Genomic DNA, 22,571 nt, shown 5'->3' with positions numbered 1-22,571 from the left:
CAATCCGGTGGAGGGGTGGGGTCGAGCACCTCGCCCTTCCACCAACCCGGCTGGGTGTCTGGGGTCCAGCGCAGCGTGTAGGTACCCCCGAAGAGCTCTGTCAGCTTCTGTTCCAGGTGGGTCCGCGCCTCGTCGAATGGGGCCGTGCGAGGGCAGTCCAACAATACCCCGTCGATGATGGCGAGCGGCTCCGTGTAGATGGCGTAGCGCCATCCCACGTCGGGCCGGGGGGTGTAGAGCACGAGGTGCCGAGGCTGTTCCTGCTCCACAATGGGTGCCATCCACGCCCAGGTATCACTGAAACCCTGGTCCCTTCGAGAGGTCAGGGAAAGGCATCCACGACGGTGTAGCCCACAGTGCGGGACACGTTGGTGGCCCCGGGCTTGGAGCCGGGGTTCTTCCACCAGCCGCCCTGTTCCGGATTCCCGAGAATGAGACAGACAGGATGGGTGTGGCCGTCAGGTGTTTCCGCCCGGGTGTAGTGGCCGACGACCCACTCGCCGCCTGTCCACAACCGTCCGTAGAGCAGCGTGCCTTCTGGAAGCCGGCCGTGTCGCTCCTGGAGGACGCTGACGATGTCGCCGTCCTTCACGGTGACGTCCTCGACATCCATCCGCCAGGGGTAGCGGATGTCGAGCGTCAGGCCCCCTTTTTCATCCCTGTGCAGCCTCAATTCCTTCATCGAGTCCAGGGCGGCCTGGGGACAGCGCTGGGGTTCGGGACGCAGGGGTGTGCCCGCGCAGGCGACCAGGGTGGAGGCCGCGCTGACGGCCAGCGTGCAATCTCGGGCGAGCGAACGGGAGCGGGAGGCGCGGTCCTTCTTCAAGGGGACGGTCATGGCGTTCTTCTCCAGTGGGCGCGGCACTTGGGAAGACGGGGCCGCCCCGGGCGCGGCAGCTTGGTCGGGCGTTGTCGGCCGCGCCATCGGTGGTGAAGTGGGCAGTGCAACGTTGATGCCGCCGGACGCGCCAGTCGGCTTCTGCTTCGGGAGGACTCCCAGGCTCCAGGTCAGCCAGACCAGGGACAGCAGGAGAAGGGCTCCCAAGCCACCCCATCGACAAGCCGTCCGCAGTGCCTGACGGCGTCGCACTGGACTGGCAGCGAGGATGGCTTGTGCTTCCATCTGGGCCACGTGCGCGGGGACACGCCGACGCAGTTCCCGGGCATCGCGCATCCCTTGCAACTGGTCCCTGCGCTGGAGGCGGGCATGTTGGAGCGCCACTTCCTGCCCAGGCGCCATCGGGCCCGCCGGACCCGCTTCCATTTGTGTGGTGCGCGATTGTGGAGAGGGTGGGAAGACCCAGTCGAACAGCGCGACGTCCCACTCCTCATCCGCGTAAGCCAGGGCGCTCCGGACTTCGGATGACAGGGCGGATGCGCTTGGAGGCCGCGCTTCAGGCTCGAAGGCGAGCAACCGGTCGATGAGGGATGCGAGCGCCTTGGGCACACGCGGATTGAGCAACGAGACAGAGGGAGCCGTGCAGCCCTCCCGCAGTCTGAACCCCTCCGCGCCCAATGCTGACGCTGGATAGGTTTCCGTCAGCAGTCGGTAGAACGACACGCCCAGGGCATACAGCTCATCCGCCACCGAATAGGTGGGTGACTCTCCCGCATGCGGAAGGTGCGCGGAGGCCCGCCAGTGGTGCAGTTGGGGGCTGTAGTAGTGCGCCGTGCCAGGAGGAAGCTGTCCCGTGTCCGTGAGAGGCGTTGCCTCCGGATGCCAGCCTGCGCCCCAGTCCAGGAGCTTGAGCCGTCCCCCGGGTTGGACCCGGACATTGTCGCCCTTGACGTCGCGATGGAGGACGCCGCGCTGGTGCGCGAAGGCCAGCACCTCCGCTGCTTGCGCGAGCAAGGCGCCCACTTCGCGCGCCGTGGGATTGCGAGCGCTGGACCACGCATAGAGCGACTCGCCCTCCACATGTTCCATCACCAGGAACGGATAGCTCCCGGCACCCGGTCGCCACGCATCGGCGGTCATCAGGCGGGGCACACCTGGGTGCCGCAAGCGGGACAGGATTTCCGCCTCGCGTGAGAACCAGGGGCTGTCGACGTGGCGGGCCAACTTCAGGGCATGTTCCCGGGCGCGGGGTCGGCCTGCCCTGCGAACGGCGTAGACGGTGCCATAGCCCCCCGCCGCCAGGCGGCGCAGGACCTCCCAGCGGCCGACGATGGTGCCCGGAGGAAGTGCCTCGACGGACAACACCCTCAGGGCGGGCGCATCCATCCGCCGCCGTGTTGCTTCTCCGGAAGAAGGCTCACCGCGCATGGCCTGCCTCCGCCGAAAGTCTGTCCAGGCTGCTCATGGCGTCACCTGCTCCCACCGGACGCCGCGCTTGCCCGTTGCGTCCAACAATTCCAGGATGAAGGTGGTGCCAGGAGGCACTTCGGGAGGGATGTACCACTCCATCACCACTGGGGCGCGAGTGCCGGGCTCCAACTGCTTTTCACGCACGAGGAGGGGGTACTCGCGGGCTGGCAACGCGCTTCCATCCAAGGTCTGAGGTGTCACACGCCCGACCCCTGGAGCCCAGGAACGTGAATCGTCGGAATTGATCAGGGTTGTCGCCAGCGCGAACGTGTCTCCGGAGCGGTAGAGCACATGAGGACTCACCGCGCGGAGGCCCAGGCTTTCAATCGGTCGAGGTAGATGCCCCAAGGCAACGCCCTTGGGGGAGATGGCCCCTGTCAACACCGCGCCCCCCAATCCACTGAGCGCGCACTGCGCACGCAGCGTCGCGAAGCCCGCCTCCGTGACAGCGCACCGGGCCCGCAGGTCCGCCAGTTCCTTCCCCAGCTCCTGCGCGGTGCGTCCGTGCCGGAAGACCTCCACCTGTGAATCCACTTCCGCGTCCACGGTCGTGAGCACGAACCCCACCTGTGAAGGAGCACCCTCGCCCGCGAAGCGCACGGTGATGACGGGCCCCTGTCCCGCTGGCAGGTCCACGGAAGCCTTGAGCACGAGCGCATCCGCATAGACCCCGACGCGCGAAAAGAACGGCGCGAGCGCGGCCCGGTCCACGGAGTCTGGAACGATGGGCGCATCGAACGTGACGGTGGTGACTTCCCGTGCGGCGACGCGCAACGGATGCAGCACCGGAGGCTCCTCCGCGCGCAGCGTGAACTGTCGGGCTTTGCGCTCCCGGCCCGGTGGAGTCCCGGGCTGTGCCACCGCCGCCGAAGCCACCAGGGCCACCAGCACCACGGGAATGACCGAAGAGGACAGCGACATCACGGGTCACCTCCATCCTTCAAACCTAACAGATAGGGGTGACATGAAAGGGCCCTCCTGGCCCGCGAGGACCGGACGTTTCGCGGACGCGACATGAGAACCCAGCCTACCTGGGGAATGGGAGAGAGGAACCAGGATGCGGCAGGGCGTCAGCGATGGCAGCGGAGCCTTCGTCCCCTCGACGAAGGGGCTCCCACCGTGGACCTGCTACGACCGCTGTCCCGTCTTCCGGACGAAGAACGCGCGGTTGAACGTCCCATGGCCCCAGGAGAGCGGATCTTCGGGCCGGTCTTCCTTGGCGAAGACCTCGTCGCTGCGTTCGGCGAGCCAGCGGATGAACTCATCCCGCGACGCGAACGTCGCCAATGCCTCCGAGTCCCCCTCCGCGTACCGCAGCCCATGGGCATACGTTCCACTGTCGGGCTTCCACAGCGCCCGGAGCAAGCCCTCCCGGGGATCGATGGTGACAGTCAGCTCGCCCCCGGCATCCAGGATTTCCGCCACCCGCTGCGCCAGCGCGCGTCCGTAGGGCCGGGTGTCGAAGTGGGCCTCCGCCTGGGCCTGCTCCTGCTCGGCGCGCCGACGTTGCAGCTCGTCCGTCAACCGGATGCTCGGCGCGGAGGTGGCATCGCAGATGACGGTCAGCTCGATGTTCCCGCGCGCGGTCTCTTCGGCGTGGTGCTGACGCAGCAGGGCCTGGACCTGGGTGCGCTGGGCATCCGGAAGGGTGCCGAAGCTCAGCGCTCCATCCGGCGCGGTGAAGAGCAGCGTGTCGTCGTAGATTTCGCCCTGGTACTTCAGCGCGGCGGACAACTCGATGCGCGCCAGCCCCCGGTTCGCGCGTTCTTCGCGCAGCCAGCGGACGATGTCGGAGTTCTCGGTCAACGGTTCCATGTCGGCACGTGCCTCAGAGGTCGCCACAGGCCAGGACCGCGCCGCTGTCGTCGGTGAAGTCCGTCACGCGCAGGTGGATGGCGAACGCGTGCGAGCCCTTGTATGCATCCAGTTGATCCGCGTGGGAGTCGCGTCCCTCGACCGCGTAGTACTGCTGCCGCGCGTAGCTGTCCGCCTCGAAGCCCTCCGTGTGTTCGGACATGCCGAGCGCCGCGCACCGGCCCTCGTGCAGGAAGCCCACCATGGGCCTCGGAGCAACGCCCGCAGCGATGGCCGTGGTGTCGATGGCGGTGAAGTTGAAGCGCGTCTCCCCCAGCCCCGACTTGCCCGGCGTCTCCACCGCGAACAGCGTGCCGGTGATGCCAGAGCTGTCCACCTCCGCGAGCGCCACCTCCAGGCTCTCGTCCTCACCACAGGCCGCCATCACCAGCAGCGCCATGCCCAGCCATCCACGTCGCATGTGAATCCTCCCCCGGGGCCCACGCCCCTGGAATTCGCCGGGACCCTCGCATGAAGCGGGCCAGGCCGGGGAGGTCCTGTCAGGTGGGTGCTCCCCTCCGTGGGGCGCGCGGGGCGACCTGGAAAGGCTGACATGCCTGTCAGGTTCGGGGGCGACGAAACCGCCCTCTTCCGGGTGCTGACATGCCTGTCATGACTCACAAAAGGCCGGGACGCGGGGACCGGGCTCCCCTGCGGGGGGCGCGATTCCCCTCGCGCGCGATGCGGAAATACACGCCTGGGTGTAAGGCCCTGGACGCGAGTGGCCGTGCCCTTGCAATGCGCGGGGGCGACGCATCCACCCGCTGTCCGACGACGACCTCCTTCTCCGGTGAACGACATGACTTCCCGAACCCTCATCCCCTCGCTGGTGATGTCCCTCTCGTTGTTGGCGGTGCCCGCGGTGGCCCAGGAAGTGTCTTCGGGTTCCGGGCTGGCGCTGGGCGTGCGCGGTGCGTACGGCATTCCCGTGGGCGACGCCGTGGAGGACACCTCGCAGTCCGAGTTGTTCGGCAACACGGTGGCGCCGCAGGTGGACCTCTCCTACTTCTTCAACCGGCACCTCTCGCTGGGTGGCTATTTCCAGTACGGCATCGCGAAGCCCGACGGCTGCGAGGAAGAGGCGCAGTGCAAGGCGCGGGTGCTGCGCTTCGGCGTGGACCTGGACTACCACTTCGCGCCGGAAGGCTTCGTGGGGCCCTGGGTGGGGGTGGGCGTGGGCTACGAAATCGGTTCGCTGCGGGTGGGCACGTCCGAGGACACGCTCGCGAAGGTGGGCGTGCGCGGATTCGACCTGGGGCACGCGCACTTCGGCGTGGACTTCCAGCTCACCCGCTCCATCGCGGTGGGGCCGTACATCTCGGCCTCGGTGGGGCAGTACTCGAACGTGGACACCGAGATCTTCGGAGCGTCGCAGGACATCGACGTCCCGAGCGACCAGAAGTCGCTCCACGTCTGGATCCAGCCCGGCGTGCGCCTGCAGATCCGTCTGTAATCGCGTCCCGTGTCCTCACGCCTCCTGCGAAGGAGGCGTGGGAGGGGGCAGGGGATACAGGACGCGGTAGTCGATGCGGTGGTGGTAGGCGGCCAGGTACGGGGCGCCGGCAATCAGGATGACGACCTGCTGCGGGGGCGTGGGTTGCTGGTGGAGCCAGGCCTCCGCTTCGGCTTTGGAATCGAAAGAAAGACCCGAAGGCTTGGGCCCGTCGTTCGCCATCTCCGCGAGGTAATGCTCCAGGATGATGGGGAGCGAGACCAGGTGGGTTTTCCCGGTGGAGGGGACGTACATGGCGGAGTAGTAGGCGTCCGCGATCAGCACGAACGCCGCCGCAGGAGGCCGCCTCCGAGCCTTCATCCCCGCCTCTGCCTCCTCCCGGGTGGCGAACCGACCAATGGCGAGGGGGGGAGCGTATGCTTCGAGGCTCTGGACGTAGTCCTCGAAGTCGTAGGTCTGTCCGGACGTCTCGATGAAGCGGATGGCGGTCGCGGCGGCTTGGAGCGCTTCCTCGCTTCCGGGGGTTGCTGGGGCATCATCGAGTGCGATCCGCCCGAGCACCTCGATCTGGTCGAAGAGTCTTGTCATGGAAGCACCCCTGCAAGAGGACGTGAGAGGCCATCGTCAGAGTCAGTCAGGAACAGTGCGGGTGCCAGGACGACCAGACCCGCGCCTGCGGACACGACGACGAAGACAACCCCCGCGATGACAACCACGCTACCGACAAGAAGCGATTCGCGGTGGCGGCTCACCCAGTCCGAGACCTCCTCGACGGAGGACAGTGTCTGGGGCCGAAGCTTCTCCAATTCAGCACAGTCCAGGTAGGGCTGACGGCACCTGTTGTTGCAGTAGTCCGTCTTGCTGGCATGTCCGTACCCGCGAGGCAGTGGGCGACTGAAGCATTCCCGCATGCACTCCAGGTGCTCCGCATCGCAATCCCGCACGGAGCGAGCGGTCCGCACGATGCGCCGGCCCTCATCCGCCTTCACGTAGCGGGCAAGCTCGGACGCCTCCGCCGGCCGCCACTCCTGCGTGAAGCTCCCGTCTGGTGCTTCGCGCAGCACCAGCACGAGGCGCGGAAGATCCTCCAGAGCCGGAGCCACCACCCCCCGTGCCGTCCCACAGGCCGACAGCAGCAAGCACATCAAAGTGGCCGTGAGGCGCAGCCAGACGGGATCCGCGCTCAACGCACGGGGTCGCGAAGTCATGCGTCCACCCAAGCAGATCCCCAGGTGGAAGTCTTGCCTCGCGGCTCCGTCAGAACGCGGTGTTGTCCGCCCTCTTCCCCGGGGTCGCGAAGTAGGACGCCAGGTCGTAGCAGAGGCCCCAGAGCCCCGTGGCACTCCTGTCCGGCTTCCGGTTGAACGAATAGCTCTGATACACATCCACGGGCGGACTCGCATACGAATGGCTGTCCTGCACCGTGCCGTCCGCGCGCACCAGGTACACCGTGTCGCCTGCGCCGTTCTGGTTCACGCCTCGGTCGAAGCGCAGCCCCTGGCCGCCGTTGGACACCGTCGCGTACGTCGCCCCCGGCGGCAGCGCCGTGGCCCCCGAATACACCACGTACCCCTTGCCCGCCGGCAACACCGTGCCCGCCGCGAACGTGTGTCGCGCCGCATCCGTGCCCGAATACGACTTCGCGTCGTGGATCTTCCAGCCGCTCAGGTCCACCGAACCCGGCCCCGCGTTGTAGAGCTCCACGAACTGCTGGTCGTAGTCCGGCGTAGTCCCGCCCGAGACGTTGGTCGGCTGCGCCAGGTACTCGTTGATGAACACCTGCTGCGTCGGCCGCGTCAGCGTGAACGCCCCGTCGCTCAGGTCCGCCACGTCGGCGCGCGTCGCGTCCGCCACCCGCACCCGCGCCGTGGTGGACGACTCGCTCGGCACCGTCCACGTGTAGCTCCCGCTCGCCGCCGACAGGTTCGTCGCCACGTCGCGCCACACCGTGCCGTCCAACGAGTACTGCACGTTCACCTGCGACACGCTGCTCGATGTCCAGGTGATGGCGAACGTGCTGCCCGCCGCCAGCGTCTCGCCGCCGTTGGGCGCCGTGACCTTCACGCTGCGCGCCTGCGCCAGTGTGCCGAAGTCGAAGCGGCTGAAGATGGGGTAGTGGTCGGACGTGGTGTCCTTGTAGTTGGCGATGGTCGGCCTGAGCACCACCGTGGAGTCCGCCACGTGGTACGGCACCAGCTCGTTCGTCACCAACTGATGGTCGATGAACTGCGTGTTGCTCACCGTGGAGCGCACCCCCGACTCCGACAGCGACTGGGTGAGGAACTTGTAGCGCGCCGGATCGCTCACCAGGTTCTGGAACGGCGACGGGTTCGTCACGTAGATGGACGCGTCCACGTCGTCGTTCCAGTCCCCCATCACCATCACGTTCTGCGTGGGCAGGTTCGTGTCCAGGTAGTCCTTGAGGCACGCCGACGCGGCCTGACGCCGGGCGTACGCGTCCGCATCCGCGAACGCCTTCATGTGAAGCACCATCACCGTCAGGTCCACCTTCACGCTCCCCCGCGTCACGCGCAGGTCCACGCGCAGCGGCGGACGTCCGGCGAAGTCGCTGACACACGACGACAGCACGACGTTCGCGTCCAGCAACTGCACCACGCCCGACTTGAACAGCACGCCCACCTTCTGGTCCGTGGCGCTGTAGTAGTAGGACGCGCCGCCGACCCGCGAGGAATCACTCGCCAGCAAGCCGTCGTAGCCGGGCAGCCCCGCCTTCAGCGCGTTGAACTGGGTCTCGCTGACGATCTCCGCCACGCCCATCACGTCCGGCCCCGCGTCCGCGAGGACCGCCGTGACGTTGGCCAACTGCAACGCCTCGTCGGTGGGCCCGTAGCCCGTGTCCCCGAACCACTCGATGTTCCAGTTGCCCACCTTCAGGGGCGCCGACGTCGCCGGCCCCGCGTCCGTCGTCGTGCCGCCGTCCGTCTTCGTCCCACCGTCCGTCCCGGCGTCCGTCACCGGACCGCCGTCCGGCAGGTCGCCGTTCGGGGTGCGCAGGGGCAGCCGCAGCACGGCGGTGGCCTGGACGCCGTTGGCGTCCTCCACCCGCAGCGTGAACTCATACAGCGCGGGATTCTGCGGCGTGCCCGTCAGCACCCCGGCCGGCGACAGCTCCAGCCCCGGCGGCAGCGCTCCCCCCTCCTGTGACCAGGTCAGCGGCGGCGCCCCCCCGGTGGCCGTGAAGGTGAAGGTGTGGTCGACGCCCGCCGTGGCGGGTGGCAGTGGCGACACGGTGATGATGACCGGCGCCGCCCAGGCCTTCAGAACGTAGCCTCGCGTCTGCTGGGTGCCCCTCGCGTCGCGCACGCCCACCGTCAGCGTCCATTCGCCCTCTTCGGTGGCGGGCCCCACCAGTCGCCCGCTGTCTCCATAGAAGGAGAAGCCCGGCGGCAGCGCGCCCACAGAATAGGTGAGGGGCGGCGTGCCCCCGGTCGCGGTCAGCACCTGTTCGAAGGGCGCGCCCACCGTCGTCGCGCGCAGCGTGACCGCCGGCAACACCGGCCCCTCCGTCTCCGGGTCCTCGGAGGTACACGCGGACAGCGACACGACGGTGGTGAACACGACGAGCGACCAGACCGCCCGGATGGACCGCGACATAAAAGGAGGCTCCAGCACCGGCACCGCGCGATGGCGGCTTTCCGGCAGAGGGCACGCACCTTAACGTGTCCGGCACTGGACTGTCGCGCGGGCACCCGCTTGCCGCCAGCCAGGGTGGCTGACGCAGCGTCACAAGGCAATCGATGGCGCATCCCGCCGTCTGCGTCTGGACAGGACGGAAGGCTTTGCGCTCCTGTGGGACGTGCAGTTGGATGGGTTCAGGCAGCCAGAGCGGAGGAGACGGGTCATGGCCGAGAAGTGGGACAGGCAGTTGATGGACTTCCTCAAGCGCACCGGCGAGGACCTCAAGCGCACCACGGACGACCTCCGGGGTGAGGCCGAGCGGCTCCTCAAGGAAGTGAAGGACCCGGAGAAGCAGGCCAAGGTGAAGGAAGGCCTGGAACAACTGCGCACCTGGGCCGCCGCCACCACCAAGACCGCCGCGGAGAAGATTGAAACCGCCGTGCGCCGCGTCGAGACCACCGTCGAGGAGGCCTTCAAGCCCGGCGCCGGCGCCACCGGCACCCCGTCCGGGACCGGCTCGGAGCCTTCTTCCGAGGCACCCCCGGCCGCCGCCGCCCCCCGCGCCTCGGCTCCCAAGGCGAAGAGCGCGGACAAGGCCAAGGCCTCCAAGGCCCCCAAGTCCATTGGCCGCAAGAAGACCGCCGCCGCCCCGGCTCCGGCCCCGAAAGGTGCCAAGGCCGCGAAGAAATCGGCTTCCAAGAAAACGTTGGGACGCAAGAAAGCCGCGCCCGGAGCGTGAAGTTCCGCTGCGCATGAACCGCGCCTGCCCGCATGCAGGGCATGGCGTGGACCCTCCCTCGGGTCCTGTTGGATCGCTCCCCGGCGCGTGAGATAGTGCGCGCCGTGTCGGGCACCAATGACAAGGGCAGCATCCAGACGGACATCGGGCAGGACGTAATCGACGAGGCGGTTGCCAGCGTCGAGCGTCGGATGGACGAAGACGCGGACACCGCAGGTTCGGAAACGGAGGTGGAGGTGGAAGTCGCCGCCTCCGGATCCGAAGCGGCCGCACCCACCCCCGAGGTCACTCCCCCCACCGAGGACGCGGTCGCGCTCCGGCAGGAGGTGGAGTCCCTGCGCGCGCAGTTGGACTTCAGCCAGGCCAAGGCCCGCGAGACGCTGGAGCGCTTGAAGGAAGCGCACGAGCGCGCCAAGGACTTCCAGGAGCGCGCCTTGCGCGCCGCCGCGGACCTGGAGAACTACCGAAAGCGCGCCCAGAAGGAGAAGGAGGACGTCCAGAAGTTCGGGGCGGAGAAGCTCCTCAAGGACCTGCTCCCGGTCATGGACAACATGGACCGCGCGCTCGACGCCGCCAGCAAGTCCACCGACTTCGACAGCTTCCAGAAGGGCGTGGCCATGACGCGCAAGTCCTTCGAGGACGCGCTCTCCCGCCACGGCGTGAAGGGCTTCAGCGCCAAGGGGCAGCCCTTCGACCCGCGCCTGCACGAAGCCATCCAGCAGGTGGAGACCGCGGACGTCGCCTCCGGCCACGTCGTCTATGAGGTGGCGCGAGGCTTCCACCTCAATGACCGGCTGGTGCGTCCCGCGATGGTCGTCGTCGCGCGCGCGCCCGAAGTCGTCGCCCCGCCGCCAGTCGCCGCCGCGGACGCGCCCGTCAGCACCGATTCGCAGTCCAGCAGCAGCGAGGCGCCCCAGGCGCCCGCGGATTCCGAGAGTTCCTCCGGGGGGAGTCAGTAGTCATGGCGAAGGTGATTGGTATCGACCTGGGCACCACGAACTCCTGCGTCGCCGTCATGGAAGGCGGCGAGCCGGTGGTCATCCCCAACAGCGAAGGCAGCCGCACCACTCCGTCCATGGTGGGCTTCACCGACTCCGGTGAGCGCCTGGTGGGGCAGATCGCCAAGCGGCAGGCCATCACCAACCCGGAGAACACGGTCTTCGCGGCCAAGCGCCTCATCGGCCGCAAGTACGACTCGCCGGAGGCGCGCAAGGCCATTGGCGTCAGCTCCTTCAAGGTGGCCCCAAGCCCCAACGGCGACGCGTGGGTGGAGATCCGCGGCAAGGGCTACAGCCCGCCGGAAGTCAGCGCCATCGTGCTGATGAAGATGAAGCAGACGGCGGAGGACTACCTGGGCGAGCCCGTCACCGAGGCCGTCATCACCGTCCCCGCCTACTTCAACGACAGCCAGCGCCAGGCCACCAAGGACGCGGGCCGCATCGCGGGCCTGAGCGTGCTGCGCATCATCAACGAGCCCACCGCCGCGGCGCTCGCGTACGGCCTGGACAAGGTGAAGGACAGCCCCACGGAGCGCATCGCCGTCTACGACCTGGGCGGCGGCACGTTCGATATCTCCATCCTCGAGCTCACCTCCGGTGTGTTCGAGGTGAAGAGCACGAACGGCGACACGTTCCTGGGCGGCGAGGACTTCGACCAGCGCCTCATCGACTACCTGGCCAAGCGCTTCGCCGAGGGCAACAACGGCCTGGACCTGCGCAAGGACCGCATGGCGCTCCAGCGCCTGAAGGAAGCCGCCGAGCGCGCCAAGCACGAGCTGTCCAGCGCCCCGGAGACGGAGGTCAACCTCCCGTTCATCACCGCGGACGCGTCCGGCCCCAAGCACCTCACGGAGACCATCGACCGGTCCACCTTTGAAGCGCTGGTCGCGGACCTCATCGACCGCTCCATCGAGCCGTGCCGCATCGCTCTCAAGGACGCGGGTGTCACCGCGCAGGCCATCAACCAGGTGCTCCTGGTGGGCGGCATGACGCGCATGCCCCGCGTGCAGCAGAAGGTGAAGGAGTTCTTCGGCAAGGAGCCCCACAAGGGCATCAACCCGGACGAGGTCGTCGCCGTGGGCGCCGCCATCCAGGGTGGCGTGCTCAAGGGCGAGGTGAAGGACGTCCTCCTGCTGGACGTCACGCCGCTGTCCCTGGGCGTGGAGACGGCGGGCGGCGTGTTCACGAAGATCATCGACAAGAACACCACCATCCCCTGCAAGAAGGGCCAGGTGTTCTCCACCGCCGTGGACAACCAGCCGCTCGTGTCCGTGCACGTCCTCCAGGGCGAGCGCGAGATGGCGGCGGACAACAAGACGCTCGCGCGCTTCGAACTGGTGGGCATCCCCCCGGCGCCCCGTGGCGTGCCGCAGATTGAAGTGTCCTTCGACATCGACGCGAACGGCATCGTGCACGTGAGCGCGCGCGACCTGGGCACCGGCAAGCAGCAGCAGGTGCGCGTGGTGGGCAACTCCGGCCTGTCGGAGGCGGAGATCCAGACGATGATCTCCGACGCCCAGTCGCACTCCGCGGACGACAAGAAGAAGAAGGAGCTGGCGGAGCTGCGCAACAACGCGGACGGGCTCATCTACACCACGGAGAAGAGCCTGGAGGAGTACGCCAGCCTCCTGGCGGAGAAGGACCGCGAGGAGATCAAGGTGGACCTGGAGCGCCTGCGCTCCATCCTCAACACCTCCGACGTGGGCGCCCTGCGCGAAGCCTTCCAGCGCCTGGAGGGCAGCGCCTACCGCATCGCCGACGCCATCTACAGCGACCAGGCCAAGTCCGGCTGACACTCCGCCGGGCCTGCGCTGTCCGGTCGGTGGGAAAACGCCGGGGCCAGCAATCGCCCGGCGCCCGCGTTCGTAGGCCCGGGGGTCCGCCTCTTTCTTCCCCGGAGCCCCCCTCATGGAACTGACAGAAGCCGTGGTGGTCATCCTGGTCACCGGCATGACCGTCGGTGTGCCGCTGCTCGGCCTCACGCTGCGCTTCGCCCTCAAGCCCGTGGTGGAGACGTGGCTGCGCGTGCGCGAAGTGCAAGCCCGCGGGCAGGTGTCCGCTGGAGAGCTGGAAGGGCTGCGCGCCCGCGTGGCGCACCTGGAGCACATGCTGGACCGGCACGGCATGCTGGAGCACCCCGTCACCCGGGCCTCCCCGGAACTGCCGGAGCGCCTGCCCCCGGCGGTGCGCCTGGACCGCGAGCGCGTCTGACGCCCCACCTCCCGGGCGCTTCTCTGCGCCGGCTTTTCGGGTATTGATGGGTGCGTGGAGTTCCATTCCCCCGAAGAAGAGCTCGCCTTCCTGCGCGGCCTGACGGCCGTGAACCGGATGGCCGACGACATCCTCGAGGACTGCCTGGAGCGGGGTCTGGACCTGGACACCGGTCTGGACGTCTTCCTCACGCAGTGCGCGCGGATGGTGCACGCCCGGGCGGGCTTCGTGTCGCTCCGGGGCACGCGCGGTCCGGTGCTGACGCGGGTGCTGGGGGAGCTGGGGGCGGACGTCTTCGAAGCGGCGCACTGGACGGGGCCGAAGCCGCTGCGCGATGGCCGCACGCTCTTCTGCGTGCAGCTCACGCTGGGGCGCATCAACCTGGGCGGGATGGGGCTGGTGGTGGACGGGGCCTTCGAGGATGGCGGCGCGCGGGTGATGGGGCTGGTGGAGGCGATTGGCGAACAGCTCGACTCGGCGGTGCTGTCCTTCCTGGCGCTGACGGACGGCCGGGGGCCGCTGGAGCGGCTGGACGAACTGGACGCGGAGGGCACGCCCGTGCAGCGCGGGCGCATTGGTCGCTATGAAATCGTGAAGCCCCTGGGCACGGGCGGCATGGCGCAGGTGCTGGTGGCGCGCACGCGGGGGCCGGAGGGCCTGGGCCGGCTGGTGGCGCTCAAGCGCATCCTTCCGCACCTGACGGCGCAGCAGGAGATGGTGCAGCAGTTCCTGGACGAGGCGCGAATCGGTCTGCGGCTGTCGCACCCCAACCTCGTGCACGTCTACGACTTCGGCGAGGCGCAGGGCGCGTACTACATCGCCATGGAGCTGGTGAACGGCATCGACCTGGACCGGCTGCTGCGCGCCAACAAGGGACCGCTGGAGCCGGGGGTGGCGTCCGCCGTGGTGTCGCAGGCCCTGCAGGGGCTGCATGCGGCGCACGCGCTCAAGGGCGAGGACGGCGCGTCGCTGGAGCTGGTGCACCGCGACCTGTCGCCGCACAACCTGATGGTTGGCTTCGACGGCCAGGTGAAGGTGCTGGACTTCGGCGTGGCGAAGGTGCGCGCGCAGCGCACGGTGACGCTGCCGGGCATCGTGAAGGGCAAGCCGCTCTACATGTCCCCGGAGCAGGCGCTGGGGCTGAAGCTGGACGCGCGCAGCGACCTGTTCGCCATGGGCCTCATCCTCTACCAGGCGCTCACGGGCACGCGCGCCTTCGACCGCGACGACGAGCTGGCCACGATGAAGGCCATCTGCCAGGACAAGCTCCTGCGTCCCAAGGAAGTGCCGGTGCCCCTGTGGAACGTGCTGTCGGTGGCGCTGTCCAAGGCGCCCGAGTCGCGCTTCGACACCGCCCACGCCATGGCGGACCGGTTGGTGGCCGCGTGTCCACCCGTGCGCGACACGGTGCTGGCGGCGCTCACGGCCCGGCTCTTTCCGGAGCGGCTGCGCGACTCGCAGCGGATGGAGACCTCCGTCAACCCGGCCCGCGAGGCCCCGACGCGCGCGACGCCCATCGCCCGGCCTCCGCCGCGCCCGGGTGGACGCGAGCGCTGAAGAAGCCCCCGCACGCCGCGGGAAGGCGGCATGCGGGGGGCGTACACAAGGCCAGACGGATTTCGCACGGCGAGGACTAGCGGCGCTTGAGCGGATCCAGGTCGGCGTCCGCCTTGTAGCCGATGCGGCGCCTGTCTTCGTCCAGCTCCTCCTCGGTGCGCACGACCGTCACGCCCTCCACCTCCTCGTGGCGGACGCGGCCTTCCATGCTGCGGGTCTCCTCCATGGAGCGCTTGCGGATGTCGATGTCCTCATCCGCGTAGACCCGCTTCTGCAGCTCCGCGTCCTCCGCGCTCAGCGGGATGCGGATGGTCTCCTCGCGGAAGTCGGCCGTGTCGGGCGTGTTCGGCGCCACCGCCCGGCGCACCACCTCCACCTCCTCGTGGCGCAGCGGTACCTGCACGGTGCGCATCTCCTCCACGACGACCTTCCTCACCTGGGCCTCGCCCGAACGGTGCTGGTGCTTGATGGCCTCCAGCTCCTCATGGTGGGTGCGCAGCGTGACGTCCTCGTTCGCGATGCGCTCGGCGCCCTTCAGGTCGGCACGTGGATCCAGACGGGTGTCCTTCATGCCCGTCCTCGGTACGTCGCCAATCTTCTGCGCGCCCGTCTTCACGGTGCCCACCGCGCCGGTGGCCGCCGTGCCCAGGGCCCCGGCGTTGCTGGCATCGGCCAGGCTGCTCAAGGCCTCGCGACCGTGGTTGAGGTAGATTTCATCGCCTCGGATGTCGCTCACCTCCGCGTAGCGGACCAGGTAGTCCTTCGGGAAGAACATCCCCTTCTCGATGTGGAACTCGCCTTCGCTGACGGCGAACACCTTGCCCAGCTTCTCGCCGTCGCTGCTGCGGACGACCATGCCTTCCTTGATGCCTTTGATGTCTTTGCGATTGAACATGGACTGGCTCCTTGTGCCTTCACGTCGGGTCGGTTGTGGCCAGGCGGAGCGCCGGAGGTCGTCCGTCGCATTGGGCTGGAGTTCCTGGGGGGAAGGGACGCGAGGTGCCCGCCACGGCCATCAGCAGGAAGGTGGGTCCAATGGATGACAAGAAAACCCCTGGGCCTGTGTGATCCGGGGGCTCGTCACCCAGCCCGCCGTTGTCACGCCCCCTGAGCGCCTTCCTGCTCCCCCCGTCAGGACAGCGGGCATGCAGGGGCGAAGCGACCCGTCCCCCCGCTGGCCGCGCTGCACCTGACGCCCCACCCTTGGAGCGCGGGTCCGGGTGTCCCGGCCCGCGAACGAGGAGCCTTCCATGGGCGGCACGAGCCTGGGCCGGAGCTTGAAGCGGTGGAGCGGCATGCCGTGGAGTGGGAGCCCTCGTCGCCCCGGCGCTCGCGGCGCCAGGTTCCGGGCTTCACGTCCGGGACTCGCGTGGATGGCTGGCATGGTGGGGGCGCTGGTGGCCGGCGGGCTCCTGCGCCGCCGGGGCTCCGTGGCCGCGTCGAAGGCGGTCCTCCCCAGGGCGCTGCTCCTCGCGAAGGAAAGCGCCGGAACGACGACGCTTGCCGGGCAGCCGCCTGCCCGATCGGTGGACGACGGGGCGTGGCACCCCTGCGCGGACGCACTGGCGCGCGCACTGGGCGTGTCGGGGGACGAGGCGGAAGGGGACCCGGAAGCCCGGCCGGAGCCCCGGGTTCGACGCGGGCCGTCGGGCCGGGAGCATTTCTGGATGGAGCCGGGGACGCCTTCCGGAGGCTGAGTCCCGGGGGACGCCCGGAGGGGGCAGGGCGCACGACAGCGCTGTTCCAGGGTGTTCGCGGCAGTCCGGTCCCAAGCTGTGCGCTTGACCCATGGGGAGGGCTCCCCTAGAAAACCGGGGCTTTGCCGTCATCTCCCCCCGGAGGGAACCCCCACATGCGACGACTTGCCCCGATGCTCCTCGCCGCGCTCGCCGTCCTGGCGGTCGCCTGCGAGAAGAAGACGCAGCCCACGGGAGAGGGCGGCGGCCAGCCCGCGGCGCAGGTCCCGGCCGTGGCGCAGGGCGGCGGCACCCCGGCGGGCGACGACGTCATCGTCCTGGGCGAAGTGGGCGCGCTGACGGGCGGACAGGCCACCTTCGGCATCTCCAGCCGCAACGGCATCGCGCTGGCGCTGAAGGAGGCCAACGCGGCGGGCGGGGTGAAGGGCAAGAAGCTGGTGGTGCGCGTCTACGACGACCAGAGCAAGCCCGAGGAAGCGGCCCAGGCCGTCACCCGACTGATCACCCAGGACAAGGTGGTGCTCATCCTGGGCGAGGTGGCTTCGTCCAGCTCGCTCGCCATGGCGGAGAAGGCGCAGGCGGCCGGCGTGCCGATGATTACGCCCTCGTCCACCAACCCCACCGTGACGGAGAAGGGCGACTTCATCTTCCGCGTCTGCTTCATCGACCCGTTCCAGGGCTTCGTGATGGCCAAGTTCGCGCGGGAGAACCTCAAGCTCAACAAGGTCGCGGTGCTCCAGGACAACAAGAGCGCCTACTCCATTGGCTTGACGGAGGTGTTCCGCCAGAAGTTCGCGGAGCTGGGCGGGAAGATCACGGTCACAGAGAGCTACAGCCAGGGCGACACGGACTACCGCGCGCAGTTGACCGCCATCAAGAAGACGCAGCCGGAAGGCATCTACGTGCCGGGCTACTACAGCGAGGTCGGCGTCATCGCCCGCCAGGCGCGCGAGCTGGGCCTGAAGGTGCCGCTGATGGGCGGCGACGGCTGGGACTCCGAGAAGCTCTTCGAACTGGGCGGCAGCGCCATTGACGGCAGCTACTTCTCCAATCACTACTCGCCGGACAACCCGGACGAGCTCGTGAAGAAGTTCATCGCGGACTACAAGGCGGACTACAACGGCGCGGTGCCGGACGCGCTCGCGGCGCTGGCGTATGACGCCGCCCGGGTGGCCATCGACGCGCTCAAGCGCGCCCCGGACACCAGTGGCCCCGCGCTGCGCGACGCCATCGCGCAGACGAAGAACTTCCCGGGCGTGGCGGGCGTCATCACGCTGGACGCGAAGCGCAACGCGGTGAAGTCCGCCGTGGTGCTGAAGGTCGCGGACGGCAAGGCCTCCTACGTCACCACCATCGCTCCGTAGTCAGGGCCCCCACCCGGCATGTCGCAGCTTCTCCAGCATCTCATCAACGGACTGGCTTCCGGCACCATCTACGCCCTGGTCGCACTGGGCTACACGATGGTGTACGGCGTCCTCAAGCTCATCAACTTCGCCCACGGCGACGTGATGATGGTCGGCGTCTACATGGGCTACGCGACCGCCTTCGCCCTCGGGCGCGAGGCGCAGCGTTCCCTCTGGGGCGTGGTCATCATCTTCGCGGTGGCCATGGGCGGCTGCGCGCTGCTCGGCTTCCTCATCGAACGCTTCGCCTACCGGCCGCTGCGCGAGAAGCCGCGCCTCACCGCGCTCATCACCGCCATCGGCATCTCGTTCGCGCTGTCGTACGGCTTCCAGTTGGACATCGGCTTCCTGCCGGGCGCCTCCCCCCGGGCCTTCCCGGAGGTCATCGTCCCCACCGAGTGGTTCATCATCGGAGACCGCGACGTGGTGGTGTGGAACTGGCAGGTCATCAGCTTCCTCATCGCCGTGACGCTGATGGTGACGCTCCAGTTCCTCGTGTACCGGACGCGCTTCGGCAAGGCGATGCGCGCGGTGTCCTGGGACCACCGCACCGCGGCGCTGATGGGCATCCCCACCGACCGCATCATCGCGCTGACGTTCATGCTCTCCAGCGCGCTGGCGGCGGGCGCGGGCCTGCTCTACGCCATCAAGGACACGTCGGTGAGTCCGCTGATGGGCCTGTACGTGGGCCTCAAGGCCTTCGTGGCGGCGGTCATCGGCGGCATCGGCAACGTGCCGGGCGCGGTGGTGGGCGCGCTGCTGCTGGGACTCGTGGAGGAGTTCGTCGTGGGCTACGCGGCCAGCACCTGGCGTGACGCGGTGGCCTTCGGCTTCCTCATCCTGGTGTTGCTGGTGAAGCCGGGCGGCCTCTTCGGCCGGGTCGCGGCGGAGAAGGTCTGATGGCGACCCCTGGCGCGACGACCCTGCCCGACGACATGGCGGGCCCCATTCCTCCGGCGCTGCGGGGCCTGCTGCCCGTGCTCCTCGCGCTGCCGGTGCTGGCGCTGGCCGAGTGGACGCTGGGCGCTTCCCCCTTCGCCACGTATCTGCTGTCCGTCGTGGGGGTGAACATCATCCTCGCGGTGAGCCTCAACATCGTGAACGGCATGACGGGCCAGTTCTCCATTGGCCACGCGGGCTTCATGGCGGTGGGCGCGTACATCGCCGGCGTCACGTCGCTGTCGCTGAAAGAAGTGGCGCTCTCGTTCCTGCCGGTGGCCGCCAGTGACCAGGTGCTCTTCGTGGTGGCGCTGCTCGCGGGCGGCGTCTGCGCGGCGCTCTGCGGCTTCCTGGTGGGCCTGCCGTCGCTGCGCCTGCGCGGGGACTACCTGGCCATCGTCACGCTGGGCTTTGGCGAAATCATCCGCGTCTTCGTGCAGAACACGGAGGCGTTCGGCCGCGCGCTGGGGCTGTCGGGCATCCCGCAGTACTCCAGCGTGGCCATGGTGTACTTCTGGGTCTTCCTGGTGGTGCTGGTGGCCCGGCGCATCGCGGGCTCCAGTCACGGCCGCAGCCTGTGGGCCATCCGCGAGGACGAGGTCGCCGCCGAAGCCATGGGCGTGGACACCACCGGCTACAAGGTCCGCGCGTTCGTCATCTCGTCGTTCTTCGCCGGCATCGCGGGCGGCCTGTTCGCCCACTTCGTGCCCATCATCAACCCCGGCTCGTTCACCTTCGTGAAGTCGATGGAGATCGTCGTCATGGTGGTGCTGGGCGGCCTGGGTTCCACCACGGGCGCCATCGTCGCGGCCATCTTCCTCACGCTCCTGCCGGAGGGCCTGCGTTCGGTGTTCGGCTATCTGGGCGCGGAGGGCAGTCTGGCGCAGAAGGTGGATCAGATCCGCATGCCCGTGTACGGCGTGCTGCTGGTGGTGCTGATGCTGGCCCGTCCCCAGGGCCTGTTCGGCACGAAGGAGCTCTGGGACGTGCTGCCGCGCTGGCTTCCCCGCAAGAAGAAGGGGCTGTCATGAGCGTGGCCGTCACGTCACAGGACGCGATGCTCCAGGCGTCCGGGGTGAGCATCCGCTTCGGGGGCCTCAAGGCCCTCACGGACTTCAACCTCACCGTGCGCCAGGGGGACCTGTTGGGCCTCATCGGGCCCAACGGCGCGGGCAAGTCCACCGCGTTCAACGTGCTCACCGGCGTGTACCAGCCCACCGAGGGCGAGGTGCGCGTGGCCGGGCAGAAGGTGAACGGCTGGGTGCCGCATCAAATCAACCACCTGGGCCTCGCGCGCACCTTCCAGAACATCCGCCTGTTCCGCGCGCTCACCGCGCTGGACAACGTGAAGGTGGCCTGCCGCGCGCAGGGCGCCCTGCACCCGGTGAAGCTGGGCCAGGTCGCGAAGGTGGGCACGGCGCTGCGCAACTACCGCGATTGGTGGCGCGCGCTCCTGCTCACCCCCGGCTTCCAGCGGGAGGAGCACGAGCTCACGCGACAGGCGGAGCACCTCCTGGAGGTGATGGGCCTGTCGCACCGCCGCGACGAGGAGGCGAAGAACCTGCCCTATGGCGAACAGCGCCGGCTGGAGATCGCCCGCGCGCTGGGGACCCGGCCCAAGGTGCTGCTCTTGGATGAGCCCGCGGCCGGCATGAACACGCGGGAGAAGGCGGACCTGATGGTGCTCATCCGCCGGTTGCGCGACGAGTTCTCGCTGGGGGTGCTGGTCATCGAGCACGACATGAAGCTGGTGATGGGCATCTGCGAGACCATCACCGTGCTGGACCACGGAGAGACCATCGCGCGCGGCGCCCCTGCGGAGGTGCGAAGCGACCGCAAGGTCATCGAGGCGTACCTGGGCGACAGCTACCTGGAATCCCACGGAGGCGCGGCGTGAGCGAGCCGGTGAAGGTGCTGGGCGAGCGCCGTGCGTTCGGACCGCTGCTCACGGTGGAGGGGCTCCAGGTGCGCTACGGCGCCATCCAGGCGCTCCGGGGCGTGTCCCTGCAGGTGGGCAAGGGCGAGATGGTGGCCCTCATCGGCGCCAACGGCGCGGGCAAGACGAGCACCCTGCGCGCGGTGAGCGGCATGCTCAAGCCGTCCGCGGGCCGCATCACCCTGGAGGGCCAGGACATCACGGGCCTCAAGGCGCACCAACTGGTGCCTCGCGGCATGGCGCACGCGCCGGAGGGGCGGGGCATCTTCCCCAACCTCACCGTGCAGGAGAACCTGGAGCTGGGCGCGTACCTGCGCAAGGACACCGCCCAGGTTGAGCAGGACATGGAGAAGGGCTTCACGCTCTTCCCGGTGCTCAAGGAGCGCCGCCGCCAGCTCGCGGGCACGCTGTCCGGCGGCGAGCAGCAGATGCTGGCCATCGCCCGGGCCCTCTTGAGCAAGCCTCAACTGCTGCTCCTGGACGAGCCGTCCCTGGGCCTGGCGCCGCAGGTGACGGAGACCATCTTCCGCACGCTGCGCGAGGTGAACGCCACCGGCGTCAGCGTGCTGCTGGTGGAGCAGAACGCGCACCTGGCCCTCAACGCCGCCCACTACGGCTACGTGCTGGAGACGGGCGAGGTGGTGATGGCCGGCGTCGGCAAGGCGCTGCTGGAGAGCGCTGAAATCCGACGCGCGTACCTGGGCGAGTAGTTCCCAAAGCCGAACTTCCGGCCTGTGTACGCTGTCCTCCCCCCGACGCTTGAGGGGGAGGAGGCGCGGCCAGTTCCTGGCGGCGTGCTGAAACTCGGGTAGTCAGCGGCGGAGCACTTCGTCTAGCGTCCGACCAGACACCCCGTTTTCTTCCCTTCTTCCACATCAGGAAGCGTGCCCATGCGTCCGTTGTCCCGCCTCCTTCTTGCTTCGCTCACCACCCTCGCCCTCATCGCTGGCGCGTGCGCCAGCCAGCAGAAGACCGACGACAGCTCCGGTTCCTCTGGCGGCGACGGCCGGCAGGCCCAATCCACCATCGAGGACGTGCCCAACGAGGGGGCCCCCGCCGCCACGGGCCCGGAGTTCAAGGCCTACGACGCACCGGAAGGCTTCAGCATCGGCATGCCCGCGGAGCCGCAGGTGGCCCGCAAGCAGGTCCCGCTGGGCTCCGGCACGGTGTCCACCGCCGCCTACTCCGCGCGCGCCATGGAAGTCCTCTACTCCGTCAGCATCGCGGACTACCCGGAGAAGCTCGTGGCGAGCCGTCCTCCCGAGGCCCTGCTGAACGAGGGTCGGGACGGTCTGGCCAAGGAGGTCCAGGGCACGCTGAAGGACGAGCAGGACATCACGCTGGAGGGTGGCTACCCGGGCAAGGCCTACACGGTCAGCTCCCCGACGGTGGGCGAGCTCAAGGCGCGCAACTACCTGGTGGGCGCGCGCATGTACACGCTGCTGGTGCTCTTCAACCCCAACAGCGGTACGCCTCCCGCGGACGCGTTCTTCGACTCGCTGAAGCTCGTCAACCCGCCGCCGCCGCTGGTCACCGCCGTGCCGGACGCGGGCACGCTGGACGCGGGCACGCTGGACACGGGCCTCGACGCCGGCACGGGCACGCCGGACGCGGGCGCGCGCCGCCGCAAGACGAAGTAGTCCTGGTACCCGCGTGCGCGCTTTCCGTGAACCGGGAAGCGTCGCGCGGTGGATGTGTGTCCACCACTCCGCTTCTGGAGGGGTGGACCTGTCACCCACAGCCTCCGCTGGATTGCTCCCCCGCCTCCCATCCCTAGCTTCGGAGCGGGTGTGGACGGGGGAGAATCGCGATGATGGCTTGGGTGGGGGCCCTGCTG

General features: G+C 68.8%; 22 protein-coding genes. 13 read left to right on the top strand and 9 right to left on the bottom strand.

Annotated features, from left to right (window positions below; translation table 11 throughout):
* From D7V88_RS21260 to D7V88_RS21240, 5 genes are all read right to left on the bottom strand, one after another.
* Positions 1-281, bottom strand: a 281-nt coding sequence (locus D7V88_RS21260; RefSeq protein ID WP_147448800.1) for a hypothetical protein, incomplete at its 3' end; no start/stop codon positions are given.
* A 41-nt stretch (positions 282-322) separates the two neighbouring features.
* Entirely contained in the window at positions 323-2,266 is a 1,944-nt protein-coding gene (locus D7V88_RS21255; protein WP_120542479.1) for a serine/threonine protein kinase, read from the bottom strand.
* 33 nt (positions 2,267-2,299) lie between these two features.
* Positions 2,300-3,229, bottom strand: a complete 930-nt coding sequence (locus D7V88_RS21250) for a DUF2381 family protein (protein WP_120542478.1) — start codon at positions 3,227-3,229, stop codon at positions 2,300-2,302.
* Between the two features lie 207 nt (positions 3,230-3,436).
* Positions 3,437-4,123, bottom strand: coding sequence for a hypothetical protein (locus tag D7V88_RS21245; protein WP_147448799.1), 687 nt, complete (start codon positions 4,121-4,123; stop codon positions 3,437-3,439).
* Positions 4,124-4,136: 13 nt separating this feature from the next.
* A complete protein-coding gene (locus D7V88_RS21240) occupies positions 4,137-4,583 on the bottom strand; it encodes a hypothetical protein (RefSeq protein ID WP_147448798.1) in 447 nt (148 codons plus the stop codon).
* Positions 4,584-4,961: 378 nt separating this feature from the next.
* On the opposite strand from D7V88_RS21240, the gene D7V88_RS21235 reads away from it, so the two are divergent.
* The gene (locus D7V88_RS21235) at positions 4,962-5,615 is read left to right on the top strand and encodes an outer membrane beta-barrel protein (RefSeq protein WP_120542475.1); all 654 of its coding nucleotides are present in this window, start codon (positions 4,962-4,964) and stop codon (positions 5,613-5,615) included.
* 15 nt (positions 5,616-5,630) lie between these two features.
* Here the strand turns inward: D7V88_RS21235 and D7V88_RS21230 are convergent, their stop codons facing one another.
* The 3 genes from D7V88_RS21230 to D7V88_RS44545 are packed head-to-tail and all read right to left on the bottom strand — an operon-like array spanning position 5,631 to position 9,230.
* Entirely contained in the window at positions 5,631-6,203 is a 573-nt protein-coding gene (locus tag D7V88_RS21230) for a head protein (protein ID WP_120542474.1), read from the bottom strand.
* Positions 6,200-6,823 (bottom strand): hypothetical protein, encoded by a 624-nt coding sequence (locus tag D7V88_RS44550; RefSeq protein WP_244238292.1) that lies wholly within the window; start codon positions 6,821-6,823, stop codon positions 6,200-6,202. Before D7V88_RS44550 ends, D7V88_RS21230 begins: the two co-directional genes overlap by 4 nt.
* 49 nt (positions 6,824-6,872) lie before the next feature.
* Positions 6,873-9,230 (bottom strand): lamin tail domain-containing protein, encoded by a 2,358-nt coding sequence (locus D7V88_RS44545; protein WP_244238291.1) that lies wholly within the window; start codon positions 9,228-9,230, stop codon positions 6,873-6,875.
* 247 nt (positions 9,231-9,477) lie between these two features.
* Between D7V88_RS44545 and D7V88_RS21215 the strand changes: the two genes are divergently transcribed.
* The 5 genes from D7V88_RS21215 (at position 9,478) to D7V88_RS21195 (ending at position 14,759) form a co-directional block, all read left to right on the top strand.
* Positions 9,478-9,993, top strand: coding sequence for a transcriptional regulator (locus D7V88_RS21215; protein WP_120542473.1), 516 nt, complete (start codon positions 9,478-9,480; stop codon positions 9,991-9,993).
* A 95-nt stretch (positions 9,994-10,088) separates the two neighbouring features.
* The gene (gene grpE / locus D7V88_RS21210) at positions 10,089-10,952 is read left to right on the top strand and encodes a nucleotide exchange factor GrpE (protein WP_120542481.1); all 864 of its coding nucleotides are present in this window, start codon (positions 10,089-10,091) and stop codon (positions 10,950-10,952) included.
* Between the two features lie 2 nt (positions 10,953-10,954).
* Complete coding sequence (gene dnaK / locus D7V88_RS21205) at positions 10,955-12,784, top strand: molecular chaperone DnaK (RefSeq protein ID WP_120542472.1); 1,830 nt, start codon at positions 10,955-10,957, stop codon at positions 12,782-12,784.
* A gap of 115 nt (positions 12,785-12,899) precedes the next feature.
* Positions 12,900-13,202 carry a hypothetical protein gene (locus D7V88_RS21200; RefSeq protein WP_120542471.1) on the top strand — a complete coding sequence of 101 codons (303 nt, stop codon included), beginning with the start codon at positions 12,900-12,902 and terminating at the stop codon, positions 13,200-13,202.
* A gap of 54 nt (positions 13,203-13,256) precedes the next feature.
* Complete coding sequence (locus D7V88_RS21195) at positions 13,257-14,759, top strand: serine/threonine-protein kinase (RefSeq protein WP_244238290.1); 1,503 nt, start codon at positions 13,257-13,259, stop codon at positions 14,757-14,759.
* Positions 14,760-14,835: 76 nt separating this feature from the next.
* Here D7V88_RS21195 and D7V88_RS21190 read toward each other — a convergent pair whose 3' ends face one another.
* Entirely contained in the window at positions 14,836-15,654 is an 819-nt protein-coding gene (locus D7V88_RS21190) for a YsnF/AvaK domain-containing protein (protein WP_120542470.1), read from the bottom strand.
* Between the two features lie 478 nt (positions 15,655-16,132).
* On the opposite strand from D7V88_RS21190, the gene D7V88_RS21185 reads away from it, so the two are divergent.
* From D7V88_RS21185 to D7V88_RS21155, 7 genes are all read left to right on the top strand, one after another.
* Positions 16,133-16,456, top strand: a complete 324-nt coding sequence (locus tag D7V88_RS21185; RefSeq protein WP_147448797.1) for a hypothetical protein — start codon at positions 16,133-16,135, stop codon at positions 16,454-16,456.
* Between the two features lie 155 nt (positions 16,457-16,611).
* Complete coding sequence (locus tag D7V88_RS21180) at positions 16,612-17,820, top strand: ABC transporter substrate-binding protein (protein ID WP_120542468.1); 1,209 nt, start codon at positions 16,612-16,614, stop codon at positions 17,818-17,820.
* An 18-nt stretch (positions 17,821-17,838) separates the two neighbouring features.
* Complete coding sequence (locus tag D7V88_RS21175) at positions 17,839-18,759, top strand: branched-chain amino acid ABC transporter permease (protein WP_120542467.1); 921 nt, start codon at positions 17,839-17,841, stop codon at positions 18,757-18,759.
* Positions 18,759-19,829, top strand: coding sequence for a branched-chain amino acid ABC transporter permease (locus D7V88_RS21170; RefSeq protein ID WP_120542466.1), 1,071 nt, complete (start codon positions 18,759-18,761; stop codon positions 19,827-19,829). Before D7V88_RS21175 ends, D7V88_RS21170 begins: the two co-directional genes overlap by 1 nt.
* Positions 19,826-20,695, top strand: coding sequence for an ABC transporter ATP-binding protein (locus tag D7V88_RS21165; RefSeq protein WP_120542465.1), 870 nt, complete (start codon positions 19,826-19,828; stop codon positions 20,693-20,695). Before D7V88_RS21170 ends, D7V88_RS21165 begins: the two co-directional genes overlap by 4 nt.
* Positions 20,692-21,444, top strand: coding sequence for an ABC transporter ATP-binding protein (locus tag D7V88_RS21160; protein WP_120542464.1), 753 nt, complete (start codon positions 20,692-20,694; stop codon positions 21,442-21,444). Before D7V88_RS21165 ends, D7V88_RS21160 begins: the two co-directional genes overlap by 4 nt.
* A 180-nt stretch (positions 21,445-21,624) precedes the next feature.
* Positions 21,625-22,374, top strand: coding sequence for a hypothetical protein (locus D7V88_RS21155; protein WP_244238289.1), 750 nt, complete (start codon positions 21,625-21,627; stop codon positions 22,372-22,374).
* Positions 22,375-22,571 lie beyond the last annotated feature (197 nt).

This window comes from Corallococcus terminator, assembly GCF_003611635.1.
In the GTDB taxonomy this organism is placed as follows: domain Bacteria; phylum Myxococcota; class Myxococcia; order Myxococcales; family Myxococcaceae; genus Corallococcus; species Corallococcus terminator.
This window is presented reverse-complemented; position numbering and strand designations above follow the sequence as displayed.